The sequence below is a fragment of the Methylobacterium sp. P1-11 genome, assembly GCF_008329595.1.
Lineage (GTDB): Bacteria > Pseudomonadota > Alphaproteobacteria > Rhizobiales > Beijerinckiaceae > Methylobacterium.
Map to the genome: position 1 here is coordinate 21866 of NZ_NPKS01000022.1, position 21295 is coordinate 43160.

The following is a 21295-nucleotide window of genomic DNA, read 5'->3' on the forward strand; positions in this document are numbered from 1 at the left end:
GAGGAATTGAGCGGGACAGCGACGTCCGCGTCGATGCGCTTGCTGCTTCAGAGCTGACCGGCGGCTTTCCACCCTGAGCGGTCAGTCCGATGGCGCCCCATGCCAGCTGTCCCGACGGCCGCCAATGCTTCCCCAAGGCATCGGTCGCCTGGCAACTTCGTCTCGGGAGTAAGCGGCCCCTGCTGGTCGGCGATCAGAGGTTCGACAGCGTGCGTCCGTGGGCTGCCTTGATGACTTCGTGCGCAGGAATGTTGACCCAGGCGTCGCCACTGAGATCGGCCCCCGTCTCCAGCCAGTCGCCTACGATCCGGTAGCCGAGGGTGTAGCCGAGCCAGCGCGGATACCGTCCCCCGAGGCCGAAGAACCATGCGCGGTGGTCGTGTCCGTTGCTCACGAGCGTCGCGTTGTCCGGCAGGTTGGCCGCAAGCACCTCGTCGGTCACGGCGCATTCCCATGGCTCGGGCGGCGAGTTGAACAGGTGGCTGACGAACTGCCCCGCCAAGCCCTCACTCACGAGGGCCTCGCCCAGCGTCCAGCCGTAGCCGGGGCCGGCCATGCGCATGCAGTGGTGAGCCTCGTGCGCCACGGTCCGACGCAGATCCCCATCACGCAGCGCGGGCGCAAAATTGGGGTTGTCGGGATCGATGGTGAGGGCGAACAGGCCAGGGCGCATGGCTTGTCCCGTCGTGCCCGTCTCCGGGATCACCGCGCCAGGCCTGCGCTGCACGAGGATGTCGAGCGGCGACACCGGCAGCACGCCCGCTACAGCCTTTCGAGCGATCTCGACCTCCCCGACGATGGTGCTACGCCAAGGCTCCAGATCGCCGGACGCCTCAAGCCAATGTAGCTGCCACGTCATTTGATACCTCGTCGGCCCACATGGCCTCATCCTGCCGCGGCTGGCACGACGGGACAATTCCGCCTACGAGGCTGAAAATAGGCGAGGCGGCGATGTCCGCTTCAAGCCACTGCCGCCCTGAAACCGGACCGGCTGAAATCCACCGCGAGCGGCCCTTACGGAAACGAACCCGCGCTGCCAGTCTGATAGCGACCCGCAGCAGCCATTCCGATCCCGACCCAATTCGGGCATGCAGACAGCGATCGGCGCTTCCCGAAAGCGGTCATTCGTAAGACATCCATCAGCCTCGGCTTGGGGTAGGAAATACTCGTCCGCTCAACGCGGAGGCGGCACTGTCACATGTCGACCGTCATCGACAGAAGGTAAGTCCGCGGCGCACCTTGGAAGAACGTCCCAAACGAGGCGACGCCGGTCCAATAATTCGTCCCGGTCACGTTGACCACATTGGCACGGAAGGTCGTCCCCGTGCCCTCGATGAGGGTCGTGTAACGCACCCCCAAATCGAGGCGCATCCAGTCCGGCAGGGCCTGTGTGTTGGCGGTGTCGACAAATTGGCGGCTCGTGTAGACCAGCGCGCCGTTGAGGGTCAGGCCTCCGACCCAGGGCAGGTCGTATTCTGCTCCGAGGTTGAGCTGAACCTTGGGAACGCCGATGGGCGTGTTGCCGATGTTCGACGCCAACGCCGTCTTGGTCAGCACGCCGTCGAGCAGGGAGAGGCCGCCGAGCACGCGAAGCTCCGGCGCGAGCTGGCCGTAGACACTGAGTTCCGCCCCCGAGACGCGCTGGACACCGCTCTGTGCGAACACCCGCGTCGAGCTCAACTCGCCGATCGGCCTGTCGATCTGGAAGGCGGCAAAGCCCGCGCCAAACGTGCCCCAATCCAGCTTGAGACCGGCCTCGATTTGGCGAGCGACGTAGGGCGCGAGGATCTGCCCGGAATTTGTCGCCACAGCCGGCGCCACGTCGCCGCGGCTTAGGCCCTCGATGTAGTTGGCATAGACAGAAACGTTGTCGTTGGGCCGCACTACGAGGCCGAAGAGCGGCGTGAGGGCGCTCTTGTCATAGGATGACGCGAGCGTTCCGACATTGGCGGTGTAATTGTGAGCTTCGATGCGCTGCTGGCGCCCGGCCACCGTAAACAGGACGTGCTCATTGAGGACCGAGAGGGTGTCAGCCACCGAAATGCCCGACAGGGTGCTGTCCGAGAGGCGCGGACGAGCGTCGCTCATCGTCACCGGGCGATAGGGCATGAGGCTCGGAGCGTAGATATTCGAGCGGTAGATGCCGCTGCTGGCGGAGAGGAATCGTCCGGTGTCCTCGTTGTAGGCTGAAGCCTGCACGACGAAAGCGTGATGGACGAAGCCCGTATCGAAGTTGGCCCGCATGCCGCCGTCGTAGGTCAAGCGGTCGACGCCCAAGCCGTAGAATTGCGGGCTCGACGATGTGTCGCCCCGTGCGTTGAGGATCGTTGGGGCGGACGTGAAGTAGCGATCGACGTCGGTCCGCGAGCCGCCGACGTCGGCAAACAGCGTGATCTGATTGGTAAGGTCATACTCTGTGCGCAGCAGGCCACCGCGGTCGTAGACGTTTGCGTATTCCCAAGGCTGCGTGAGGTTCAACTTGCCGTCGGGCGCCCTTGGGACTGGCACGCCGGCGGTCAGCAGGAAAGGGCGCAGCGGCGCGGTAAAACTGTCGGTCTGCCCGAGCACGTAGAGCCACGCCCGGAACCGGTCGCCCTGATAGTCGACCGCGAGCGCGCCGACACCGGTCAACTCGGACTGGCGGTCGATCTGCGTATCTCCGCCGCGCACACTCCCAACCAGCCGGACGCCCCACTCTCGCGCGTCACCGTAGCGCCGCGCTACGTCGAACCCGCTGCCACCGCGCGATACCGAATTGTAGTCGAAGGTGACCCGGGTCAGGTCTTCGGAGGCGCGTTTGGGCACCACGTTGATGACGCCGCCGACGCCACCGTTTGGGGCGACGCCGGAAAGTGCCGCGGACGGTCCCTTCAGCACCTCGATGCGCTCAGCATAGTCGGTGAAGACCCGGAAGCTCGGTGCGACGCCATACAGCCCGTCGAAAGCAATCTCGCCGCTGGTGCCCTCGTTGTAGGGAAAACCACGGATGTAGAACGAATCGAACGGTGCGCCGGTCGTCTGGGTCGCCCGCACCGACGGGTCGAGGATGATAGCCTCGGAGACCGTCTTCGCCTGCCGGTCCCTGACGAGCTTGTCGGTGTAGCTCGAAACGCTGAAGGGAGACTTTTTGGTCTCGACGTTGCCGAGCACACCCAGTCGACCACCTTGTGCCACCTGACCGCCGGCATAGGCCGGCACGACACCGCGCGGGCTGCTACCGCTTCCCGCAGCATAACCGGCGGGCGAGCCCGGCGCTCGACCTTGGCCAATCGGCTCCGCAGTGCCTTCGACCGAGATTTCATCGAGCTGGACGCTAGCTTGCTGCGCGATGGCGATCGTCGAGGCAGCAGTCGTTGCAGTCGCGATCGAAATGAATGCTGTGGCTCGGCGGATAGAATGTGTTGGCATTACAGGAGGGGCCTTCCCCGCGCCGAAACTCGGCGCATTCACTCTCGTGGTCTTATGCGCCCAAGACCGCAAGTCCTGTTCCGTGCTATAGAAGCAACACTTTCCTGTTTAATATATTTTTATTGTAATTATTCTAACAAAATATGGCAGATATAAATCATGGGTATGCGGATCAATACTTGCATATATCGAGCGACGAAAGTTTACAGAACCTCTGAATTTTTGCGTTGCGCCGTCGCATTCGGCTATTCACAACGCGAAACTTGAGCATTTCCGCCAGAATACTTTGAGAGCTTGAGGGGCGCAGCGGGACTGTCCGCTTCCGGGCATGGCCACCCCGAAGCGGGCGGGCCGAAAACCACCCGCAGCAGCCATTCCGATCCCGACCCATCTCGGCCGCGCGGACAGCCGTCTCCGCTTTCCAAAAGCAGCCATTCGTCGGTCGTCTGGCAGTTTCGGCTTGGGGCGATTATTAGACATAGCAGGCTGGTAAATCCAACGTCGCTTTAACGGAGAAACGTTGCACATGCAGAACCGGATTAGCCCGACAAGAGCAGGAGCAACTTTTTTACTATTCGGCTTGTGCCTGGCCGTGCTGAAATTTGTTGCGTGAGCCATTTGGCATATAATCATAACTGGTATTATTAAAAACAACCCTCACCGTTCTATATTTCATGTCCTCACCGTTCTTCCGGCAATGAGCGCGATTGCTGGAACAATTACAGTCATAATTCATTTCGCAGGGACAATTTTGCTGGCGGGCTGTGTTGGCGCTATACCGGCCGCGATTTTTGGCCGCGTCCCACAAAGGGGCGCTGGCCTTGATTGTCGCATTGTGTGTTCCGGTGGTCTTCGCGCAAGATGCCGCACTTCCTGATTTCAAATGGTTTAGCGCCCCACCCGAGGATCCTCCTTCTTTAACTTCACCATTTTACCGGCAGCTGAATTTCAACTTATTTCTGCTTCCAGATTTGATCGGTAATGGGCTTAAGTTGCGGATGAAGTCTTCTGCTTAGGCTCGCGAGCGGGCGCGACGGTTGCGGCCGCTTCTTCCATTTCTCACTCAGGAGCGAATTATCGCAAAACCACGCAATCCGCTCCTCCCGCATCCGACCCAACCAAGCCGCTCGGACGGCTGCCGGCATTTCCTGAAAGCAGCCATCCGCAGATCGTCCGGCGGCATATCCGCTCGTCGCTTGTGGACCTACGATGTCTCTGTAGTCCGAGCAGTTCGATGGTTGCCGTACCGCCTTTGCAACGTCACAGCGATGGCCGATCGCCTCTCCGAGTAGCCGGGGGCCACCATCGGGTAGTCGATCGGAAGGCCCCACTTGGCCCGGTACATCTCCGGGGTCAGGCCATAGGCGGTGAGATGCCGCTTGAGCGTCTTGTAGCGCTTGCCATCCTCAAAGCTGATCAGTGCTTCGTGCGTGATCGATCGGCGGATCTTGGCCTGCGACATATCTTCAGCTGCTGAAGCAGCTAGCACATCGGGAGTTGCGAGACCGATAAGAGCATCGGCCGTACTCGTAATCAGCTCAGCCAAGTCCGAGGCCGGCACGCCGTTATGCTTGACGTAGGCGCTCACGAGAGCGGCAGTCATACGTCCATAATCGGCCACAGAAACCACGTTGGCAGTCTTGTTTCGGTCCATGGTGCCCCCACCAGTTGCAGAGACTGTGGCCAATAGCACAACTCAGTTGCCCACAATCTTGATGATCGACGATTGTATCCAAATGTTGCCAACAAGGCACAATAGTATGCTTTCAGACAAAAATGGGAAAATCCTCTGCCAGGGGCCGTACCTGCCAAGATAAACGGTCGTGTGATCTCGCCGTGAAGAACTATTGACCGAGCCTTCGGCGAGCTATTGACCGACTCTTCCAGATCGAGCTCTCGTCGCCTTTTAGATGATCAAGAAACGGCAAGGGCGACGGCGCTGCGGTCGGTTGGTATATCCTGTGCTCGGTATAGCCGAGAGCTCTTGCAGATCAGCGGGAGCGGCTTGGTTTGATGGTGCGGATAATTTCGCCGCGGACGCTTGCCCGCAGGCAGAACCCTGTTGCCCAACCAGCCGCCCTTCCTCTCTCCGTTCGACGCTGTCGACCAGCATTCGAGGCATAAATATCTTCCTCAATACACCTAAATGACACACTCATCATACATATATGCAGCCAACACCAAATGAATATAAGCAATATTATCGCCGCCGACCGCGTGCGCAGCTTATTTACTCCCAATATGGATTTCAGTTTCGGGACAGCATCACTTTATACTAATCCAGCATTAATATCTAATTAGGAGGCGTTATCTATGGTTAGAACGCTAAGCCAGTAACAGTGATAAAATTATGCTGCGCAATTCCAAAGTTCTAATCAAATCAGCTATTCCGCTCTTGATCATGGCAGCAGTCGCCGCCGGCCTGATGTTCTATGCCATCAGCGGGCTCAATCAACTTGCTGCCCAGGCCCGCGACATTGTCGATCTTCAGGCCGTTCGGCTTGAACGAATTATGAGCCTGCGCGTCAACGTCAACGATGTCGCTGTGCAGGCGCGAAATATCATCCTTGAGACCCGCGAGAAGGAGATGGCCGCCTTCAGAGCTCGCTACGATGCGGCGGTGAAGGCCGCGCTCGGAGACGTCGACGCCCTGATCGCTATGGCCGACACACCTGAGCGCAAAGCCGCCAACGAAACACTTCAGAACCTCACTAAGGAATTCGTCGCCCAGGACGACAGGGCAAATGCTCTCGGCCTCAAGAACGACAACGACGCCGCCGCCAAAATCCTGCTGACCGATGCGTCGGTCGCCCGCGCTAAACTCCAGGACTTTCTCGAGAGCCGGATCCGGCAGCTGAGTACCGAGCTGCGGCAGGCGCGCGATGATGCCGAACAGGCGGTAGCTACGGCCAAGTCCGTGCTGATCGCCGCCTCCATGACCGGGCTGCTGACAGCCGTCGCCCTCTCCATCCTCATTGTTGTGTTCGGCATCACCCGTCCGCTTGGTAACCTCGTCGGCGTTCTCCAGCGAATGGCGCGCGGCGAAATCGACGCCGAGATCAAGGAAGCGGCTCGGGGCGACGAGATCGGCGCCGTCGGCAAGGCGGTGGAGGGCATCAAGGCCATGGTCGCCCGCAAGGCCGCCGAAGAAGCCGAGGTGAAGCGCCGCGCCGACGAGGCTGCGGCCGCCGAGCGCCGCCGCACCATGGTCGAACTCGCCGACGGCTTCGAGCGGGCGGTGGGTGGCATCGTCGGCATGGTGTCGTCCTCGGCCACCGAACTGCAGGCCACCGCCCAGCAGATGACTGGCACAGCCAACGAGACCGCCTCGCAATCGACTACGGTCGCCGCTGCCGCGGAAGAGGCCGCCACCAACGTCAATACCGTGGCGGCGGCGGCCGAGGAGCTCGGCTCGTCGGTACAGGAGATCAGCCGGCAGGTGTCCGGCTCAGCCCAACTCGCCCAGGCGGCGGTGGGCGAGGCCGATCAGACCGCACGGCTCGTCCAGGCACTCAGCCAGAACGCCACCCGAATTGGCGACATGGTCGGCATGATCTCCTCGATTGCCGGCCAGACGAACCTGCTGGCGCTCAACGCCACGATCGAAGCAGCGCGCGCCGGCGAGGCTGGACGTGGTTTCGCGGTGGTCGCCGCCGAGGTAAAGGCGCTGGCCGAGCAGACCGCGAAGGCCACATCGGAGATCTCGGGCCAGATCGCCCAAATCCAGGGCTCAACCGGTCAAGCCGTGACAGCGATCGGGGCCATCACTGGGCGTATCCGCGAAATCGACAGCGTGGCGACCTCGATCGCGGCGGCGGTGGAGCAGCAGGGTGCGGCCACGCAGGAGATCGTGCGTAACGTCGCGCAGGCCTCGGCCGGCACCAACGAGGTGACCGGCAACATCGCCGGGGTGGCGCAGGCCTCGGAGGAGACGGGAGCTGCGGCCAGCCAAGTGCTGTCGGCGGCCTCGGAGCTGTCGCGCCAATCCGAGCACCTCGGCGCCGAGGTCAACCGCTTCCTCGCTACCGTCCGGGCAGCCTAACCCGAACTCATCGACGCGATCTCGCGATAAATCGACTGGCTCCTTGAACGTCCGCTTCCGCCTCATCTTCGAGCGGAAGCGGACGGGAAGAAAACCACCCCGTGCGGCCCTTACGGAAACGAATCCGAGCTGCCAGTCTGATAGCGACCCACCCCAGCCATCCGGACCGCCCGCGGCACTTCTCCAAAGCGGCCGTTCTTCAGCCCTCGGGAACTTCGGCTCGGGGTCGCAAGCAGTCGGTGAAGACCGACTGTGCCCCGTTCGGCGATAGCCTGCGGCCCGGGAGGCGATCGGCACTTGCTGATCTATGAGGAGCCGCAGGCCGTCGCCGAGGCGCGGGCGCCGCAAATGACTCTCAGACGAGCTTCGGCTCTGGTTTGGTCGCTCGCGTCAGGCTCTGGATAACCCGCGGCGGTCGACCGACCTTCAGAGAGACCTCAGCCTCTTGCTGCTCAATGAGATCGTGGGCCGGCTGATCACCGTTCAGGCCGCCAAGGATCTCCAACGGCACGCGCCGGTTTGAGGCGCGGCTACCGTCCTCGAAGCCGACGTTAAAAATGGACGAAGCCTCGATCCTGAGGCAGTTGCTTCGCGCGCTTGGCCATGCAGGGCTGATACGCCGGCAGGCTCGGCAGCGCCAGATTGGCGGGCGGCGACAGGCGGCTAGTTGCGGTCAGGGATAAAAAAGGACCGCCCCCGAAAGGTGGACGGGGACGGTCCTCCGACGATGGTGGCTTCAGCTGAAGTGACGAACTACCCTCGCTCAGGCCGCCCGAACAGTGGCGAGAAAACGCCCGACCTCGGCGGTGAGATGCTCGGATTGACGCGACAGTTCCGAGGCCGCGCCCAGAACTTGGCTCGCCGCTGCTCCGGTCTCCTCGGCGGCGCCAGCCACACCGGCGATGTTGCTGGTCACCTCGCCTGTGCCCATTGCCGCCTGGCTCACATTGCGCACGATCTCTTGCGTCGCTGCACCCTGCTCCTCGACGGCGGCCGCGATCGAAGTGGCGACATCGCTGATCTCTCGGATCCGGCCGGTGATACCCGCAATCGACGTCACTGCTTGACCGGTCGAGGCTTGGATCTGCGCGATCTGTCCCGAGATCTCGTTCGTCGCCTTTGCAGTCTGCTCCGCCAGCGCTTTCACTTCCGAGGCCACCACCGCAAAGCCCTTCCCCGCCGCCCCCGCGCGCGCTGCTTCGATGGTTGCGTTGAGCGCCAGAAGGTTGGTCTGCCCGGCGATGGTCGAGATCAACCCCACCACATCGCCGATCCGGGACACGGCCACACTTAGCTCCTGCACCAAGGTGCCGGTCTGGTCGGCCTCGTGCACGGCGCGCTGCGCCAATTCGGCCGAGCCTGCGACCTGTCGGCCGATCTCTTGGACCGAGGAGCCCAGCTCCTCCGCCGCTGCAGCGACGGTGTTGACGTTGGAGGCGGCCTCTTCGGCAGCAGCCGCCACGGTCGTCGATTGGCTGGCGGTCTCCGTCGCCGTCGCGGTCATGGTCTGCGCGGTGGCCTGCAACTCGGTAGCCGAGGAAGACACCATCCCGATGATGCCGCCGACAGCCTGCTCGAAGCCGTCAGCCATCTGGCGCATGCCGGCCTTGCGCTGCTCTTCGACTGAGGCGCGGGCTTGAGCGGTCTCCGCCTCCAGCGCCTGGGTGCGGATCAGGTTGTCCTTGAACACCTGCACGGCAGACGCCATTGCGCCGATCTCGTCATGGCGTCCGATACCCGGGACAGCGACCGTGCTGTCACCAGCAGCCAAGTTACCCATCGCTTCTTCCAGGCGAACGATGGGTTGGGAGACCCACCGCTGCAGGATCAGGAAGCTGACAATGGCAACAGCGAGTATGCCGACTGCTATCCCGGTGAGCATGAGCATCCAAGTCCAAGCCTGACCCGCGGAAGCGGTGGCTTGAGCAGCCAGGACTTCCATCGCGGCAGTCGCAACGGCGAAGACGTTCGATTGCGCATCGCCGGCCAGCTTCAGCCACGTCTCCATGCTGAAGGCGAGCGGTTGGCCGGTCACAGCTGAGGTGTCGATGTCCTTGCGCAGATTCACGAAGGCGCTTCCAGAGAAGCTGTTCTGCGCGGCAGTCAAGGCCGTGCGCAGCTCGGCGGGAGTGTGCTCGTCGATCAGGTCGGTCATGACAGCGAGACCGGACGTGACCTGGTGCGCATATTCGCGCAGCGTCGTCGCCTCTTCCGGCCGCACCGCTCTGTTCTGCGCCAGGATCGTCCGCACCTGGAACCGGAGCAGACCGGCGTTGAGCCGCGCCTGCCACGCTGTCGCGCCGATCTGAATGAGGGGAAACGTCGTTGCATCAAGCGCCGCCATGCGCCGCCCCAGGAGCTTGGCTCCCTTCGAGAGCGCGACCAGCACCGGCTCCAGCCGTTGATCAAGTCGGGTCCGCACCGACATGTCGCGTGCGGCTAGCTCCTGCCCGAGGCCGCGGTCAACCTCTGAGCGGACCGCTTTCCAATCCTCGTAGGTGGCGGCGAGTTCGCGATGGACTTGGCTCGCGCCATCCAGTGACAGGCCGGCCAACCCGTTCAGGCCGGCCTCCAGCGCTTTCGTGGCGACCTGACGGTACTCCAGGGCGGCTTTGCGCTCATTCGCGTTCCGATCGTTTCCGATCAGGAGTGCGGCTGACGAGGAGCCCCATTCGAGACGCGTGGAAGCGAAGCTTTCGAAGATAGCTTTGTCGAGTTGAGCCAGCTTGGCGACCTCACTCGCACTCTCTCCGGCCGTGAGGGCCTGTCGGATGCCGCCGCCTGCGAGGCACAGGGCGATGATGCACATCAGGCCAAACAGGCCTGATAGGAGCGCACGGACCGAGATCTTCATCGCAGGGCCTACGTCAATACGCTGCGCAGCATTCAGCGGCAGCTTCCAGATCATAGCTGGCAAACCGGTTGACGAAGATTTAACCTTGATGGCTGGGCCAGCGAGGCTGCCCGCCTTTGCGTAATTTGATCAGGCTGCCCTCGGCGTGAGGGAATTCGTCAACAGATTGGTTGCCTCGACACGCGCCCCGTCCAAGCCACTCTGATCAAGCCGAAAGAGGGCTCAGCTGCGATGCCGAAGTGCCACCCCGAGGCTCCTGACGCCCCGGCCGTGGTCCCCGTCAAGGTAGTGCCTCGACGCGGGCTGAGCCGGCAGGAGGCTGCCCGCTACAGTGGGGTAGGTGCAGCCAAGTTCGACGAGTCGGTGCGGGATGGACAGGTGTCCGGGCCTTTTCGGCAGCGAATCTCGGGTTCATCTGGGATCTGCGAAAGCTGGACGCTGCCTTCGGCGTGCTGCTCCGGCCTGAGGAAGCCGAGAGCTTTACCGGATGGAAAGACTTGAATCCCTCCTTGCGGGGGAAGAGCAGGGCCCAGCAGAAGAAGCAGCCGGCCAAAGATAATGCGGAGAGGATACAGACTTGAAAAGATGTCAGACGTCGCCATACTGCCCGGATTGTGCCGTCTGAGGACTATCCAAGACGCCCTCAAGTCTGCGACGCTGTGTCGTTGGCCGAGCAGTGGCGCTGCAGCGCGCAGCACATCCGCAACATGATCTGGCGATGCGAGCTACAGGCGTTCCTGCATGGTGGGATGCTGATCCGTATCACGCCGGCTGCCGTCATCGCCTACAAGGAAGCGAAGACGGTCGACGCAACGTGCCAATAGCGGATGCCGTCCGCTTCGGTCGTGAGCGGGGGCAACTTCCGCTTTGATGCCTTTCCGGTCGTAAGCGGACCGACGGAAATCCACGCTGAGCAGCCATTCCTGTAGCGGCCCAACCCGGTCGTACAGTGCCTTTTTGCCAAGTCCGATAAGCAGACGTGCAGGCGCAAGGACGTCGACGGCGATCCTGCGCCAAGACCGACGGAATGACCTTTCGATGTTTCAACGCACCACCCCGGTGATGTAGAAAAGCGCTATAGGACAGGACCCGGTGAAAGCCCGGGTGGCTCTTCCGGCCGCCGATCCGCCGGACAACGCAAATCGTGGTGCCTAAGTCGCGGTCCTCCGAGGAGGCCGACCGGCCCTGTTGCGTGCCCATGCGCCGAACCGAACGCGCTTGGGACAAGGAAAGCTTCCCACAACAATGGATCTCGTCCACCTTGGGAGTGAGTGGGCTCCGAACGTCACGCGCGAGTTGCTCGCGGGCGCAGTCGTTGCGCTAGCGCTCATCCCCGAGGCCAGCGCCTTCTCCATCATCGCAGGCGTCGACCCGAAGGTCGGCCTCTACGCCTCCTTCTGCATCGCCGTCGTCGCCGCCCTCGCCGGCGGTCGGCCCGCGATGATCTCCGCCGCCACGGGCGCCATGGCGTTGCTGATGGTCGGCCTCGTGAGGGACCACGGCGGCCGGGGGCGGCCCTCAGCGCACCCGGCCACTCCGAGCCGCGGGTTGTGCCTGTCGCGGTTCGATGCGATAGGCCCGGCAGGGTGCACGGTCCGTCAATCGGACCGGCAGGTCGAGCGCTGGTCGGGCCGCCAGCGCCGGAGACCCGTGCCCGTGTCGTTGCCCTCCCATGCCGTTCCGCGGCCCCGCCGCCCCCTGTCGGCCGTTCGCAACCTGCTCGTCAGCGAGGCCGGCGGCGGTCTCGTCCTGATGGCCAGCGCGGCGCTGGCGCTCACCGTCGCCAACTCGCCGCTGGCGGACATCTACTTCGCGGCGCTCAAGACCTACCTTGGACCGCTGTCGGTGCTGCACTGGGTGAACGACGCCCTGATGGCGGTCTTCTTCCTGCTCGTCGGCCTGGAGATCAAGCGCGAGGTCTTGGATGGTCGCCTGCGCACGTGGCCAGACCGGGTTTTGCCGGGACTGGCCGCGCTGGGCGGGATGGCCGCGCCGGCAATCGTCTACGCCGCCGTGAACTGGAACTCCCCGGAGACGCTGCGGGGATGGGCCATCCCGGCCGCCACCGACATCGCCTTCGCCTTGGGCGTCCTGGCGCTGCTCGGCTCGCGCGTGCCGGTCTCGCTCAAGATCTTCCTGACGGCGCTCGCCATCATCGACGACCTCGGCGCCGTTCTGATCATCGCCCTGTTCTACACCGCCGATCTTTCGCTCCCGATGCTGGCCGGAGCCGCGGCGACGTTCACCGTGCTCTACGGCCTCAACAAGGCCGGCGTGTCGAGGCTGTAGCCCTACCTGCTGCTCGGAGTCGTCCTCTGGGTGTTCGTGCTCGCCTCGGGCGTCCACGCGACCATCGCCGGCGTGCTGCTGGCCCTGACCATTCCGTTGCGCCTGAGCGTCGGCAAGCCGGACGACCCGACCTCGCCCCTGCACATCCTGGAGCACGCGGTCCATCCCTGGTCGGCCTACCTCATCCTGCCGATCTTCGGCTTCGCCAACGCCGGTATGTCGCTGGCTCGGATCACGCCGCACATGCTCCTCGACCCGGTGACCCTCGGCGTGGCGCTCGGCCTGTTCGTGGGCAAGCAGATCGGCGTGTTCGGCCTCGTCCTCGCCGCCGTGAAGCTCGGGCTGGCGCAGCGCCCGGCCAATGCGGGATGGTGGCAGGTCTACGGGGTCTCGCTCCTCTGTGGCGTCGGCTTCACCATGAGCCTGTTCATCGGCCTGCTCGCCTTCGCGAACGCGCCCGAACTTGAGGCCGAGACCAAAGTCGGCGTGCTGATCGGCTCGCTCGGCTGCATGGCCGCCGGGGCGCTGGTGCTGCGGTTCGCCCCGGCCCGTCCGTCTCACCGCTGAGCCGGGACCGGCCGCGCTCCAACGAGGCGCGGCCCCCTTCTCCAACATCCGAGAACAGGTGAGCATCATGCCTCGTCAGTTCCCACGGCGTCGTCCTGGCGCCGTCGACGGCCGGTTGTCGGACCTCGTCCTCGCCCTCACCGGGGTCCTGCTCCTCGGCATGGGGATGCTGATGCTGCCGTCCTGGCTGTCGGGGGATGCCGAGGGCGCGACGGCCGGGTACGGCATCATGCGGGATTCCTGAACCCCTCCCTCGCCGGCCCGAAGACCGATGACGACTTTCACCGCGACGCTGCGCGAACTCTACGAGGAGGACACCGGGCGGGCGCACCGCTTCCGTTATGCCCTGCTCGTGTTCGACGTTGCGACCATCGCCTTCGTGGTCGTCACCTCGTTCCTGCCGCTGAGCTCCTGGATCGTCGCCTGCGACGTGGCGGTGGGGCTGTGCGTGCTCCTCGACTTCGCAGCGCGCTTGCGCATCAGCCGCGCACCATTGCGCGAGTTCCGACACCTCAGCACTTGGACGGACCTCGTGGCGGTGGCCTCGTTCCTCGCCCCGTTGCTGGTGGAGGGCATCGGCTTCCTGCGCATCCTGAGGACGCTGCGCATGCTGCGCACCTACCACTTGCTGGAGCGGCTGCGGCAGGACAGCGGGCTGTTCCGCCGCAACGAGGACGCGATCCTGGCCGCGACCAACCTCGTGGTGTTCGTGTTCACGATGACCGGCATCGTCTACGCCACGCAGCACGGCTCCAACCCGGCCATCCAGACGCCTATCGACGCCCTGTACTTCACGGTCACGTCGCTCACGACGACGGGCTACGGTGACATCACCCTGCCGGGGCCGACGGGCCGGCTGCTGTCGGTGTTCGTGATGATCTGCGGCGTGACGCTGTTCTTCCGCCTCGCGCAGGTGGTGTTCCGCCCCTACAAGGTGCGCTTCCCTTGCACCGCCTGCGGGCTGCAGCGCCACGAGCCGGACGCCGTGCACTGCAAGGCTTGCGGCACCATCCTCAACATCCCCGACGAGGGGGCATACTAGGCGCCGACCGGGTCGGCGCCGCCGAACCGCCTGTAGCGGTCCTCCAGGTCGGCGAGGTCGGACGGGTCCGCGACGTCGCGGCGGGCGGCGGCGATGACGAGGCCGGCATGGCGTGACAGCTCAGCCTCCCGGTCCGGTCGCCTCTCGACCTCGGCGACGCGGGCGAGCACGTCGAGCATCCGGCCCAGCACGTGGACCGACCCGGCCGCGTTCTGGCGGATCATGTGAAACATGGCGTCACACAAGCCGTCGTAGTCCGTGACCGGATGGACGAGCACGGGGCGGCCCTCCCGGAGCACCACGCCGGCCGGCAGGTGCCGCGGCGCGATCCGGCACAGGGCGTCGCCGAGATGGTCCACGACGCTGCCGGCGGTGAACGGGTCGTTGATGCCGGGCGAGAGCGCACGGACCGCGATCTCGACCAACTGCCGCACCGAGTATTCCGGGTCCTGGAGCGCGGCGGGGCGGCGCCCCAGCGTCACCGCGTCGAGAATGGCGGCCTCGGCGCCATCGACCGGCTTGGACAGGAACCCGATCGGGAAACCGCTCGGCACGTAGTCGCCGGGCCGTACCCGCAGGGTGACCGTAATCCCGCGCTCGTGGGCCCAGTCCGCCAAGGCATCCTCGTCGATGGCCTGCACGTAGCCGCCCCCGGTCGCGGCCACGGCCCGTCCGGCCGGCGCGTCGTCGGGACGCGCGGCCCCGGGTTCGTCGCGTGTATGGGTCGCGATGGCCCGGCAGAGGTCCTGCTGGACGGCGTCGACCACGGTCTCGATGTTGATGCTGGTGGCGATGTGGTGGACGAACCAGACCAGCGTGCCGACCGCGACCAGCGCCAGCACGAGGGCGCCGGTGATGGCGAGATGCGGGACGAACGGGTCCTCCTCGACGGTACGCACCGTGCGCAGGACCATCAAGGAGTAGGCGAAGGCACCGAGGAAGATGCCGAGCACCGTCTGGTTTCGGCCGTCGCGGATGAAGTTGCGCAGGAGTCGGGGGCCCATCTGGCCGGAGGCCAGGGTGAGGGCGGCGATGGTGATGGAGAAGGTCGTGCCCGCGACCCCGATGGTCGAGGAGGCGATGGCGCTGAGCAGCGCCCGCGCGCCCTCGGCCCCGCCGGAATAGCCCCAGTTCGTGTCCGGCGAGGTGGGGTCGGAGGCGGCGACGTGGGCCGTCTCCAGCCAGACACCGAACTGAGCCAGGAGGATGCAGCCGAGGACGACCAGTGCCGGCCGGAGCCAGAACAGATCGCCGAGGATCTCCAGCCAAGCTTTGACGCGCGCGCTCATCGTTGCGGACGGACCCCTTCCGAGCCCGGCAACGACTGGCACGATGAGGCGTTCCGGAAGACCGCAGGCGCGAAGGACTTGCCTTGATCTCGATCTTCGACCTCGCGGCGATGCTGCTCACCCTCTCGGCCTTGTTCGGCTGGCTGAACCGCCGCTTCCTTCGCATGCCGCACAGCATCGGCCTGCTCGTGATGGGCCTGCTCGCGTCGCTCGCCCTGGTGCTCGTCGACGTCGCCTTCCCGACGCAGCACCTCTACCAGGACCTGACGAGCGTCCTCGATCAGGTCGACTTCACCGGCGTGGTCATGAATGGCATGCTGGCCTTCCTGTTGTTCGCCGGCGCCCTCAACCTCGACCTCGGCGCCCTGCGCGACCGGACCTTCGCGGTGGCCACCCTCGCGTTGCTCGGGACCGTTATCTCGACCGCCTTGGTCGGCGGGGCGTTCTGGGCGGCGGGACAGGCGCTCGGCAGCCCGGTGCCGCTGGCCTGGGCCCTGGTGTTCGGTGCGCTGATCAGCCCGACCGACCCGGTGGCGGTGCTGGCCACACTCAAGAACGTGCAGGTGCCGGAAGCCCTCGAAGTCGAGATGCAGGGCGAGGCGCTGTTCAACGACGGCATCGGCATCGTGCTGTTCACGGTGCTGGTCGCCTTCGCGACCGGCCGAGGTGGCGAGGCGACGAGCGTGGGCGGGGTGGCGACGCTGCTCCTCCACGAGGCCGGGGGCGGCGTGCTGCTGGGCATCGTCACCGGCTACGTCGCCTACCGGGCGATGAAAGCCATCGACGACTTCCCCGTGGAGGTGCTGATCACGCTGGCCCTCGTGACCGGGACCTACGCCATCGCGCAGAACCTCGGGGCGAGCGGGCCGCTCGCGGTGGTGGCCGCCGGTCTGCTGATCGGCGAACGGGCCCCTCGCTATGCGATGAGCGACACCACGCAGAAGTACGTCTCGGCCCTATGGACGCTCGTCGACGAGGTCCTGAACTCGGTGCTGTTCCTCCTGATCGGCCTGGAGGTGCTCGTCCTGCGCTTCCAGATCTCCGGGCTGGCCCTGGCAGCCTGCGCCGTGCCCATCGTACTCGTCGCCCGCCTCGTGGCGGTCACGACGCCTGTCCTCTTGTTCCGCTGGGGCGGCAACCTCTCGCTCGGCAATGTGCCGTTCCTGACCTGGGCGGGCGTGCGCGGCGGCATCTCGGTGGCGCTGGCGCTCTCTATGCCGGAGAGCAAGGCCAAGCCCACGATACTGGCCGCGACCTACGCGGTGGTGCTGTTCACCATCGTCGTGCAGGGCTCGACCCTCGGCTTCGTCGCCCGGAGGACCCTGCGCGCGACCTAGTTCGACCCGAATGCCTTTCAGGCGGCCGAACGGGTCGCCGACAAACGTCACCAGCTACGGCGCCCTGCCTGACGAGGCCATACCGGAGGTCTCCGACAGGAGCACGGCCGGTCCCCATGTAGCCGCCGAGCTTGCCTGGGCCAGCGCTCCCCGGCGGCATGTGCCACTCTGGCAAGACGGAACGCACACATCATATTAGGGTTAGCTAATTAAGCTGGGATCACGGATTCAGGACCGGGGCCTATGGACGCCGTCACGCCCAACGAACTGATGCGGCTTCAGGACAAGGCCGGCGACGCGGCGCGCCTGCTCCGCCTCCTCGCCAACGAGAAGCGCCTGCTCATCCTGTGCCTGCTGGCCGCCCGGGGCGAGATGGACGTGACGAGCCTCGCCGAGGCGGTCGAGCTGAGCCAGTCGGCCCTGTCGCAGCACCTCGCCAAGCTCCGCGAGGACGGGCTGGTCGCGTACCGCCGCGAGAGCCAGACGCTCCACTACAGGCTGGAGGACCCCCGCGCCGCCCGCGTGCTGGCGACCCTCAAGGACATCTTCTGCCCGGAACTCGGCTGACCGCATCAGGCGCGGAGGATTTCGGCCTCAAGCCCCTGGCGGTCCGCCCGGTTGCGCAGCCGCAGGCTCAGCCCGCTCCGGCGGGACGCCATCTCGGCGATAGCGAGGCCGAGCCCGCTCCCGGTCGCGCTCTTGTGGCGCCCGCGGAAGAAACGCGTCGTGACATGGGGGAGCTCCTCGGCGGGAATCCCGGGGCCTTCGTCGCGCACGAGGACGCCCTCTCCACCGGGACGCGCGAGCCATTCCACCGTGCCGGCTTCCATATGCTGCACGGCGTTCTCGTGCAGGTTACGCACCGCGAGGCGCAGGCTCTCGGGATCGGCCCGCAGGATATAGCCGCGCAGCCCCGGGTCGATCAGGGTTCGGACCCCCGCGGGCATCCGCATGCCGTCCACGGTCTCGGCCACCAGCGCGCCCACGTCGACCTCCGCCAGTGTCGGCGTCTCTCCGGCGGCGTCGAGCCTGGCGGCGTCGAGCAGTTGCCGGACGAGGCGGGTGGTGCGGTCCACGGCCGCCAGGATCTGGCGCAGCGCCGCCTTCGCCACGTCCGGGTCGCTGGTAGCCATGGCGACCTGGGCCTGGGTCTTCAGCCCGGCCAGCGGCGTGCGCAACTCGTGCGCCGCGAAGGCCGTCACCTCCCGCTCGTGCCGGCGCGCCGCCTCGACCTTGAGGAACAGCCCGTTGAGAGCGTCGGCCAACGGCCGGACCTCGGCGGGGGCCCGGCCGACATCGATGGCATTCATGTCGTCGGCGTCGCGGCCTGCGAGGTCGCGGGCCATCAGGTGCAAGGGGCGCAGGCCCCGCCCGAGGCTCGCCCAGATCAGCATCCCGAGGAACGGCACGACGAGGAGCGCGGGCGTGACGAGGCCCATGATGAGGTCGGTGACGAGACGCTCGCGCAGGCCCAGGCGGTCCCCGACCATGACGCGCACGCCCTTCGCTGCGTCCTCGACCGTGAACACCCGCCACGTCTCGCCGTCGACCTCGCGCTCCGAGAAACCGGCCGGCGCGTCGGTCAGGCGCCGCTCCGGAGCTCCGCTCGATCGCGCGACCATGCGTCCGTCGAGGGACCAGATCTGGCAGGAGAGCTGACGCTCGTAAGCCGTCTGCGCCGGGATGGCGCCGACCGCCCCGTCCGGTCCCGAGCCGCCGACCGCCCCGACCAGGGAGCTAACCATGCGCGCTGCTTCCTGTAGGCGGTTGTCGAGGACCTGTTCCACCTCGCGCTTGGAGCCGAGATAGATCCAGGCGACCGCGCTGAGCCAGATCAGGCCGGTCGCGACGAGCAGGATGGCGAAGAGCCTGACGCGCAGGGAGTTCATGCCAGCGCCCTCATCCGGTAGCCGAGGCCGCGCACCGTCTCGATGGCATGCTTGCCGATCTTGGCGCGCAGGTTGTGCACGTGGACCTCGACGGCGTTGCTCTCGACCTCCTCCTGCCAGCCGTAGAGGCGCTCCTCCAACTCGGCCTTGGAGCGGAGGACGTCCGGGCGTTCCATGAGCGCCGCCAGCACCATGAACTCGCGCCGGGACACGCCGACCGGCACGCCGTCGACCGTCACGGCGAGGCTTCCGGGATCGAGCCGGATGCCGCCGTGCTCCAAGAGGGCGGCGGCCCGCCCCGAGGCCCGCCGGACGACGGCGCGGATGCGGGCGGAGAGTTCGTCGAGGTCGAAGGGCTTGCCGAGGTAGTCGTCGGCGCCGCCGTCGAGCCCGGCGATCCGGTCGGCCACCGCGTCGAGCGCCGTGAGCAGGACGACGGGCGTCCGGTCCTTCCGGCGGCGCAGGCCGCGCAGCACGTCGAGGCCGGAGCCGTCGGGCAGCATCAGGTCGAGCACGATGGCCGAGAACGCGCCCGTGGCCAGCGCCGCCTCGGCGTCGGCGCAGGTCGCGACGCAATCGACCGTCGCCCCGCCGAGGCCGAGCCCCGCCCTGAGCCCGTCCGAGAGGATAGGATCGTCCTCGACGACGAGGATGCGCATGCGTGTCTCCCCCTGACCGTCCCTCATCCTCCGGGCCTGGCTTAAGCCTGGCTTAAGCTGCGTTTCGGACCCGCGGCGGGCCGATCCGGACCCCGCCCATGCCGAAGCCCCTCGTTCAGCTCATCCTCGCCGCCCTGGTCTGGGCTGGCGCCGCGCCGTGGTCGCCGGGATGGTCCGAGGACGGAGCCGCACGGCAGACGCCCTTCACCCTCGTCGCGACCCGCGACGCGAACCTTGCCCTCCACCTGCGCTGGACCATCGCTCCCGGCACCTACCTCTACCGGGACAGGATCCGCGCTGAGGCCGGTGCCGGCGCGGAGCTTCCCGTCAGCACGCCGCCCGCGGAGACCAAGGACGACCCGAACTTCGGGCCGACAGAGGTCTACCACGACACCGTGGAGGCCATCGTGCCCGACGCGGCGCTGGCCGGCCTGCGGGAGGTCCGGGTCACCTACCAGGGCTGCGCCGAGCGGGGCATCTGCTACCCCCCGGTTACGAAGCGGCTGGACCTCGCCTCCCTGGCGAGCGACGGCACATCCCCAGTCGGCGATGCCGTCCCCGCCGCCGAGCCCGCAGGCGGGACGGTCGCCGCCGCCCCCCGCCAGGGCGTCTTCCCCGCCGGACCGGCTCTCTTCCTCGTCGGTGATCTCGCCGGTGTCCTGGCGGGGATGTTCGGGCTCGGCCTTCTCCTGGCGTTCACCCCCTGCGTGCTGCCGATGGTGCCGATCCTGTCGGGCATGCTCGTCCGCTCGGGCCGGGACCTCACGCCGGGGCGGGGCCTCGCACTGTCCGGAAGCTACGTCCTGGCCATGGCGGCGGCCTATGCCAGCCTCGGCGTCGCGGCGGCGTGGCTCGGCCGCAACATGCAGGTCGCCCTCCAGACCCCGCTCGCCCTCGGCCTGATGGCCGCCGCCTTCGTCGCGCTCGCCCTGTCGATGTTCGGCCTGTTCGACCTGCAGGTGCCGCGCTGGTGGCGGGGCCGGTTCGGCGCCCCGGCGGCGCATGGAGGATCGGTCGCTGGCGCCGCGCTCCTCGGCTTCAGCTCGGCCCTCGTCGTCGGGCCCTGCGTGACGCCCCCCCTTGCCGCCGCCCTGCTCTACGTCGCCCAGACGGGGAACGTCCTGCGCGGGGCGCTGGCCCTCTTCGCCCTCGGTCTCGGGATGGGCGCTCCGCTGGTGCTCGTCGGCGCGTTCGGCGCCGGCATCCTACCCCGGTCCGGCCCATGGCTGGTTCGGGCGAAGCAGGCTTTCGGCTTCATCTTCCTCGCTCTCGCGGGCTCGCTCGTGACGCGCCTCCTTCCGGACGGGCTGTCGTTACTCCTCTGGGCGGCGCTCGCCATCGGGCTCGGGCTTGCGCTCGCGGGGATCCCCACGAACGGCCGCCCGTCGCGCGGAGGGCGAGCAGCGGGCTTTGTGGCCGTCGCCTATGGGGGCCTCCTACTCCTCGGGGCCGCCACGGGCGCGGACGACCCGCTGCGGCCCCTCGCCGGCCTCGGCCAGTCGAAACCGGACCGCGTCGCCGAGGCCCGCACGGTCTCCACGCTTCCCGCGTTCGAGGCGGCCCTTCAGGCAGCCCGAGCCGAGGGCAAGCCGGTGCTCGTCGAGGTCGCCGCCGACTGGTGCACCGTCTGCAAGACGAATGAGCGCGCGGTCCTGGCGGACGCCGGCGTCCGGGAGCGGCTGAAGGCCGTCTCGGTCATCCGGGCCGACGTGACCCGCGACGACGAAGCCACCCGCACCCTGATGCGCCGCTTCGAAGTGGTCGGACCGCCGACCCTCATCCTGATGCGTCCCGACGGCCACGAGGTCCGGGAGGCCCGCACCGAGGGCGAGCTGACGGTCGAGGACCTGAAGCGCCGTCTCGCCCTCGTCGGAGCCTGAGCTCCCCCTCTCGACCTACCCATACCCACGGAGACCGTC

General features: G+C 66.3%; 14 protein-coding genes, 3 pseudogenes and 1 other annotated feature. Of the genes and pseudogenes, 9 read left to right on the top strand and 8 right to left on the bottom strand.

From position 1 onward, the window contains the following. Nucleotides 1-193: 193 nt before the first annotated feature. From CIW48_RS21085 to CIW48_RS21095, 3 genes are all read right to left on the bottom strand, one after another. Nucleotides 194-859: a DUF2268 domain-containing putative Zn-dependent protease gene (locus CIW48_RS21085; RefSeq protein WP_149312519.1), complete on the bottom strand. Its 666-nt coding sequence runs from the start codon at nt 857-859 to the stop codon at nt 194-196. A 335-nt stretch (nt 860-1194) separates the two neighbouring features. Beyond that, a complete protein-coding gene (locus CIW48_RS21090) occupies nt 1195-3408 on the bottom strand; it encodes a TonB-dependent siderophore receptor (protein ID WP_149312520.1) in 2214 nt (737 codons plus the stop codon). Nucleotides 3409-4612: 1204 nt separating this feature from the next. Then, the gene (locus tag CIW48_RS21095) at nt 4613-5062 is read right to left on the bottom strand and encodes a MucR family transcriptional regulator (protein ID WP_149312521.1); all 450 of its coding nucleotides are present in this window, start codon (nt 5060-5062) and stop codon (nt 4613-4615) included. Nucleotides 5063-5758: 696 nt separating this feature from the next. Between CIW48_RS21095 and CIW48_RS21100 the strand changes: the two genes are divergently transcribed. Continuing rightward, entirely contained in the window at nt 5759-7450 is a 1692-nt protein-coding gene (locus CIW48_RS21100; RefSeq protein ID WP_149312522.1) for a methyl-accepting chemotaxis protein, read from the top strand. Between the two features lie 355 nt (nt 7451-7805). Here the strand turns inward: CIW48_RS21100 and CIW48_RS34160 are convergent. Together CIW48_RS34160 and CIW48_RS21110 are read right to left on the bottom strand one after the other, a co-directional pair. Then, a pseudogene (locus tag CIW48_RS34160) lies at nt 7806-8055 on the bottom strand (hypothetical protein). Nucleotides 8056-8213: 158 nt separating this feature from the next. Next, a complete protein-coding gene (locus CIW48_RS21110; protein WP_246695354.1) occupies nt 8214-10358 on the bottom strand; it encodes a methyl-accepting chemotaxis protein in 2145 nt (714 codons plus the stop codon). A gap of 611 nt (nt 10359-10969) precedes the next feature. On the opposite strand from CIW48_RS21110, the gene CIW48_RS33395 reads away from it, so the two are divergent. The 5 genes and pseudogenes from CIW48_RS33395 to CIW48_RS21130 all read left to right on the top strand — a co-directional run bounded on the left by CIW48_RS33395 (nt 10970) and on the right by CIW48_RS21130 (nt 14202). Next, on the top strand, nt 10970-11128 hold the full coding sequence (locus CIW48_RS33395; RefSeq protein WP_173009341.1) for a hypothetical protein: 159 nt from the start codon (nt 10970-10972) through the stop codon (nt 11126-11128). Nucleotides 11129-11386: 258 nt separating this feature from the next. Further along, nucleotides 11387-11442 (top strand) — a sequence feature (sul1 is cis-regulatory element that is thought to sense ions involved in sulfur or methionine metabolism; They are found in Alphaproteobacteria). A gap of 107 nt (nt 11443-11549) precedes the next feature. Then, nucleotides 11550-11786: pseudogene (locus tag CIW48_RS21120) on the top strand (SulP family inorganic anion transporter); the annotation flags it as partial. Nucleotides 11787-11960: 174 nt separating this feature from the next. Then, nucleotides 11961-13160, top strand: a pseudogene (gene nhaA / locus CIW48_RS21125) (Na+/H+ antiporter NhaA). A 67-nt stretch (nt 13161-13227) separates the two neighbouring features. Next, the gene (locus CIW48_RS33400; protein WP_173009342.1) at nt 13228-13404 is read left to right on the top strand and encodes a hypothetical protein; all 177 of its coding nucleotides are present in this window, start codon (nt 13228-13230) and stop codon (nt 13402-13404) included. Nucleotides 13405-13431: 27 nt separating this feature from the next. Beyond that, the gene (locus CIW48_RS21130; protein ID WP_149312523.1) at nt 13432-14202 is read left to right on the top strand and encodes a potassium channel family protein; all 771 of its coding nucleotides are present in this window, start codon (nt 13432-13434) and stop codon (nt 14200-14202) included. Here the strand turns inward: CIW48_RS21130 and CIW48_RS21135 are convergent. Continuing rightward, nucleotides 14199-15491: a DUF2254 domain-containing protein gene (locus CIW48_RS21135; RefSeq protein ID WP_149312524.1), complete on the bottom strand. Its 1293-nt coding sequence runs from the start codon at nt 15489-15491 to the stop codon at nt 14199-14201. The two genes, CIW48_RS21130 and CIW48_RS21135, sit on opposite strands and share 4 nt — an antisense overlap. An 83-nt stretch (nt 15492-15574) precedes the next feature. Here CIW48_RS21135 and CIW48_RS21140 point away from each other — a divergent pair, with 83 nt between their 5' ends. Both CIW48_RS21140 and CIW48_RS21145 read left to right on the top strand, forming a co-directional pair. Beyond that, the gene (locus tag CIW48_RS21140) at nt 15575-16828 is read left to right on the top strand and encodes a sodium:proton antiporter (protein WP_149312525.1); all 1254 of its coding nucleotides are present in this window, start codon (nt 15575-15577) and stop codon (nt 16826-16828) included. A 243-nt stretch (nt 16829-17071) separates the two neighbouring features. Next, entirely contained in the window at nt 17072-17395 is a 324-nt protein-coding gene (locus CIW48_RS21145; protein WP_149312526.1) for a metalloregulator ArsR/SmtB family transcription factor, read from the top strand. A gap of 5 nt (nt 17396-17400) precedes the next feature. Here CIW48_RS21145 and CIW48_RS21150 read toward each other — a convergent pair whose 3' ends face one another. After that, nucleotides 17401-18717, bottom strand: coding sequence for an ATP-binding protein (locus CIW48_RS21150; protein WP_149312527.1), 1317 nt, complete (start codon nt 18715-18717; stop codon nt 17401-17403). After that, on the bottom strand, nt 18714-19376 hold the full coding sequence (locus CIW48_RS21155) for a response regulator (protein WP_149312528.1): 663 nt from the start codon (nt 19374-19376) through the stop codon (nt 18714-18716). Before CIW48_RS21155 ends, CIW48_RS21150 begins: the two co-directional genes overlap by 4 nt. Nucleotides 19377-19474: 98 nt before the next feature. Here CIW48_RS21155 and dsbD point away from each other — a divergent pair, with 98 nt between their 5' ends. Further along, entirely contained in the window at nt 19475-21256 is a 1782-nt protein-coding gene (gene dsbD / locus CIW48_RS21160; protein WP_149312529.1) for a protein-disulfide reductase DsbD, read from the top strand. Nucleotides 21257-21295 lie beyond the last annotated feature (39 nt).

Coding starts and splice junctions, on each gene's coding strand:
- CIW48_RS21085 (WP_149312519.1), bottom strand. CDS start 859: ATGACGTGGCAGCTACATTGGCTTGAGGCGTCCGGCGATCTGGAGCCT.
- CIW48_RS21090 (WP_149312520.1), bottom strand. CDS start 3,408: ATGCCAACACATTCTATCCGCCGAGCCACAGCATTCATTTCGATCGCG.
- CIW48_RS21095 (WP_149312521.1), bottom strand. CDS start 5,062: ATGGACCGAAACAAGACTGCCAACGTGGTTTCTGTGGCCGATTATGGA.
- CIW48_RS21100 (WP_149312522.1), top strand. CDS start 5,759: ATGCTGCGCAATTCCAAAGTTCTAATCAAATCAGCTATTCCGCTCTTG.
- CIW48_RS21110 (WP_246695354.1), bottom strand. CDS start 10,358: ATGATCTGGAAGCTGCCGCTGAATGCTGCGCAGCGTATTGACGTAGGC.
- CIW48_RS33400 (WP_173009342.1), top strand. CDS start 13,228: ATGCCTCGTCAGTTCCCACGGCGTCGTCCTGGCGCCGTCGACGGCCGG.
- CIW48_RS21130 (WP_149312523.1), top strand. CDS start 13,432: ATGACGACTTTCACCGCGACGCTGCGCGAACTCTACGAGGAGGACACC.
- CIW48_RS21135 (WP_149312524.1), bottom strand. CDS start 15,491: ATGAGCGCGCGCGTCAAAGCTTGGCTGGAGATCCTCGGCGATCTGTTC.
- CIW48_RS21145 (WP_149312526.1), top strand. CDS start 17,072: ATGGACGCCGTCACGCCCAACGAACTGATGCGGCTTCAGGACAAGGCC.
- CIW48_RS21150 (WP_149312527.1), bottom strand. CDS start 18,717: ATGAACTCCCTGCGCGTCAGGCTCTTCGCCATCCTGCTCGTCGCGACC.
- CIW48_RS21155 (WP_149312528.1), bottom strand. CDS start 19,376: ATGCGCATCCTCGTCGTCGAGGACGATCCTATCCTCTCGGACGGGCTC.
- dsbD (WP_149312529.1), top strand. CDS start 19,475: ATGCCGAAGCCCCTCGTTCAGCTCATCCTCGCCGCCCTGGTCTGGGCT.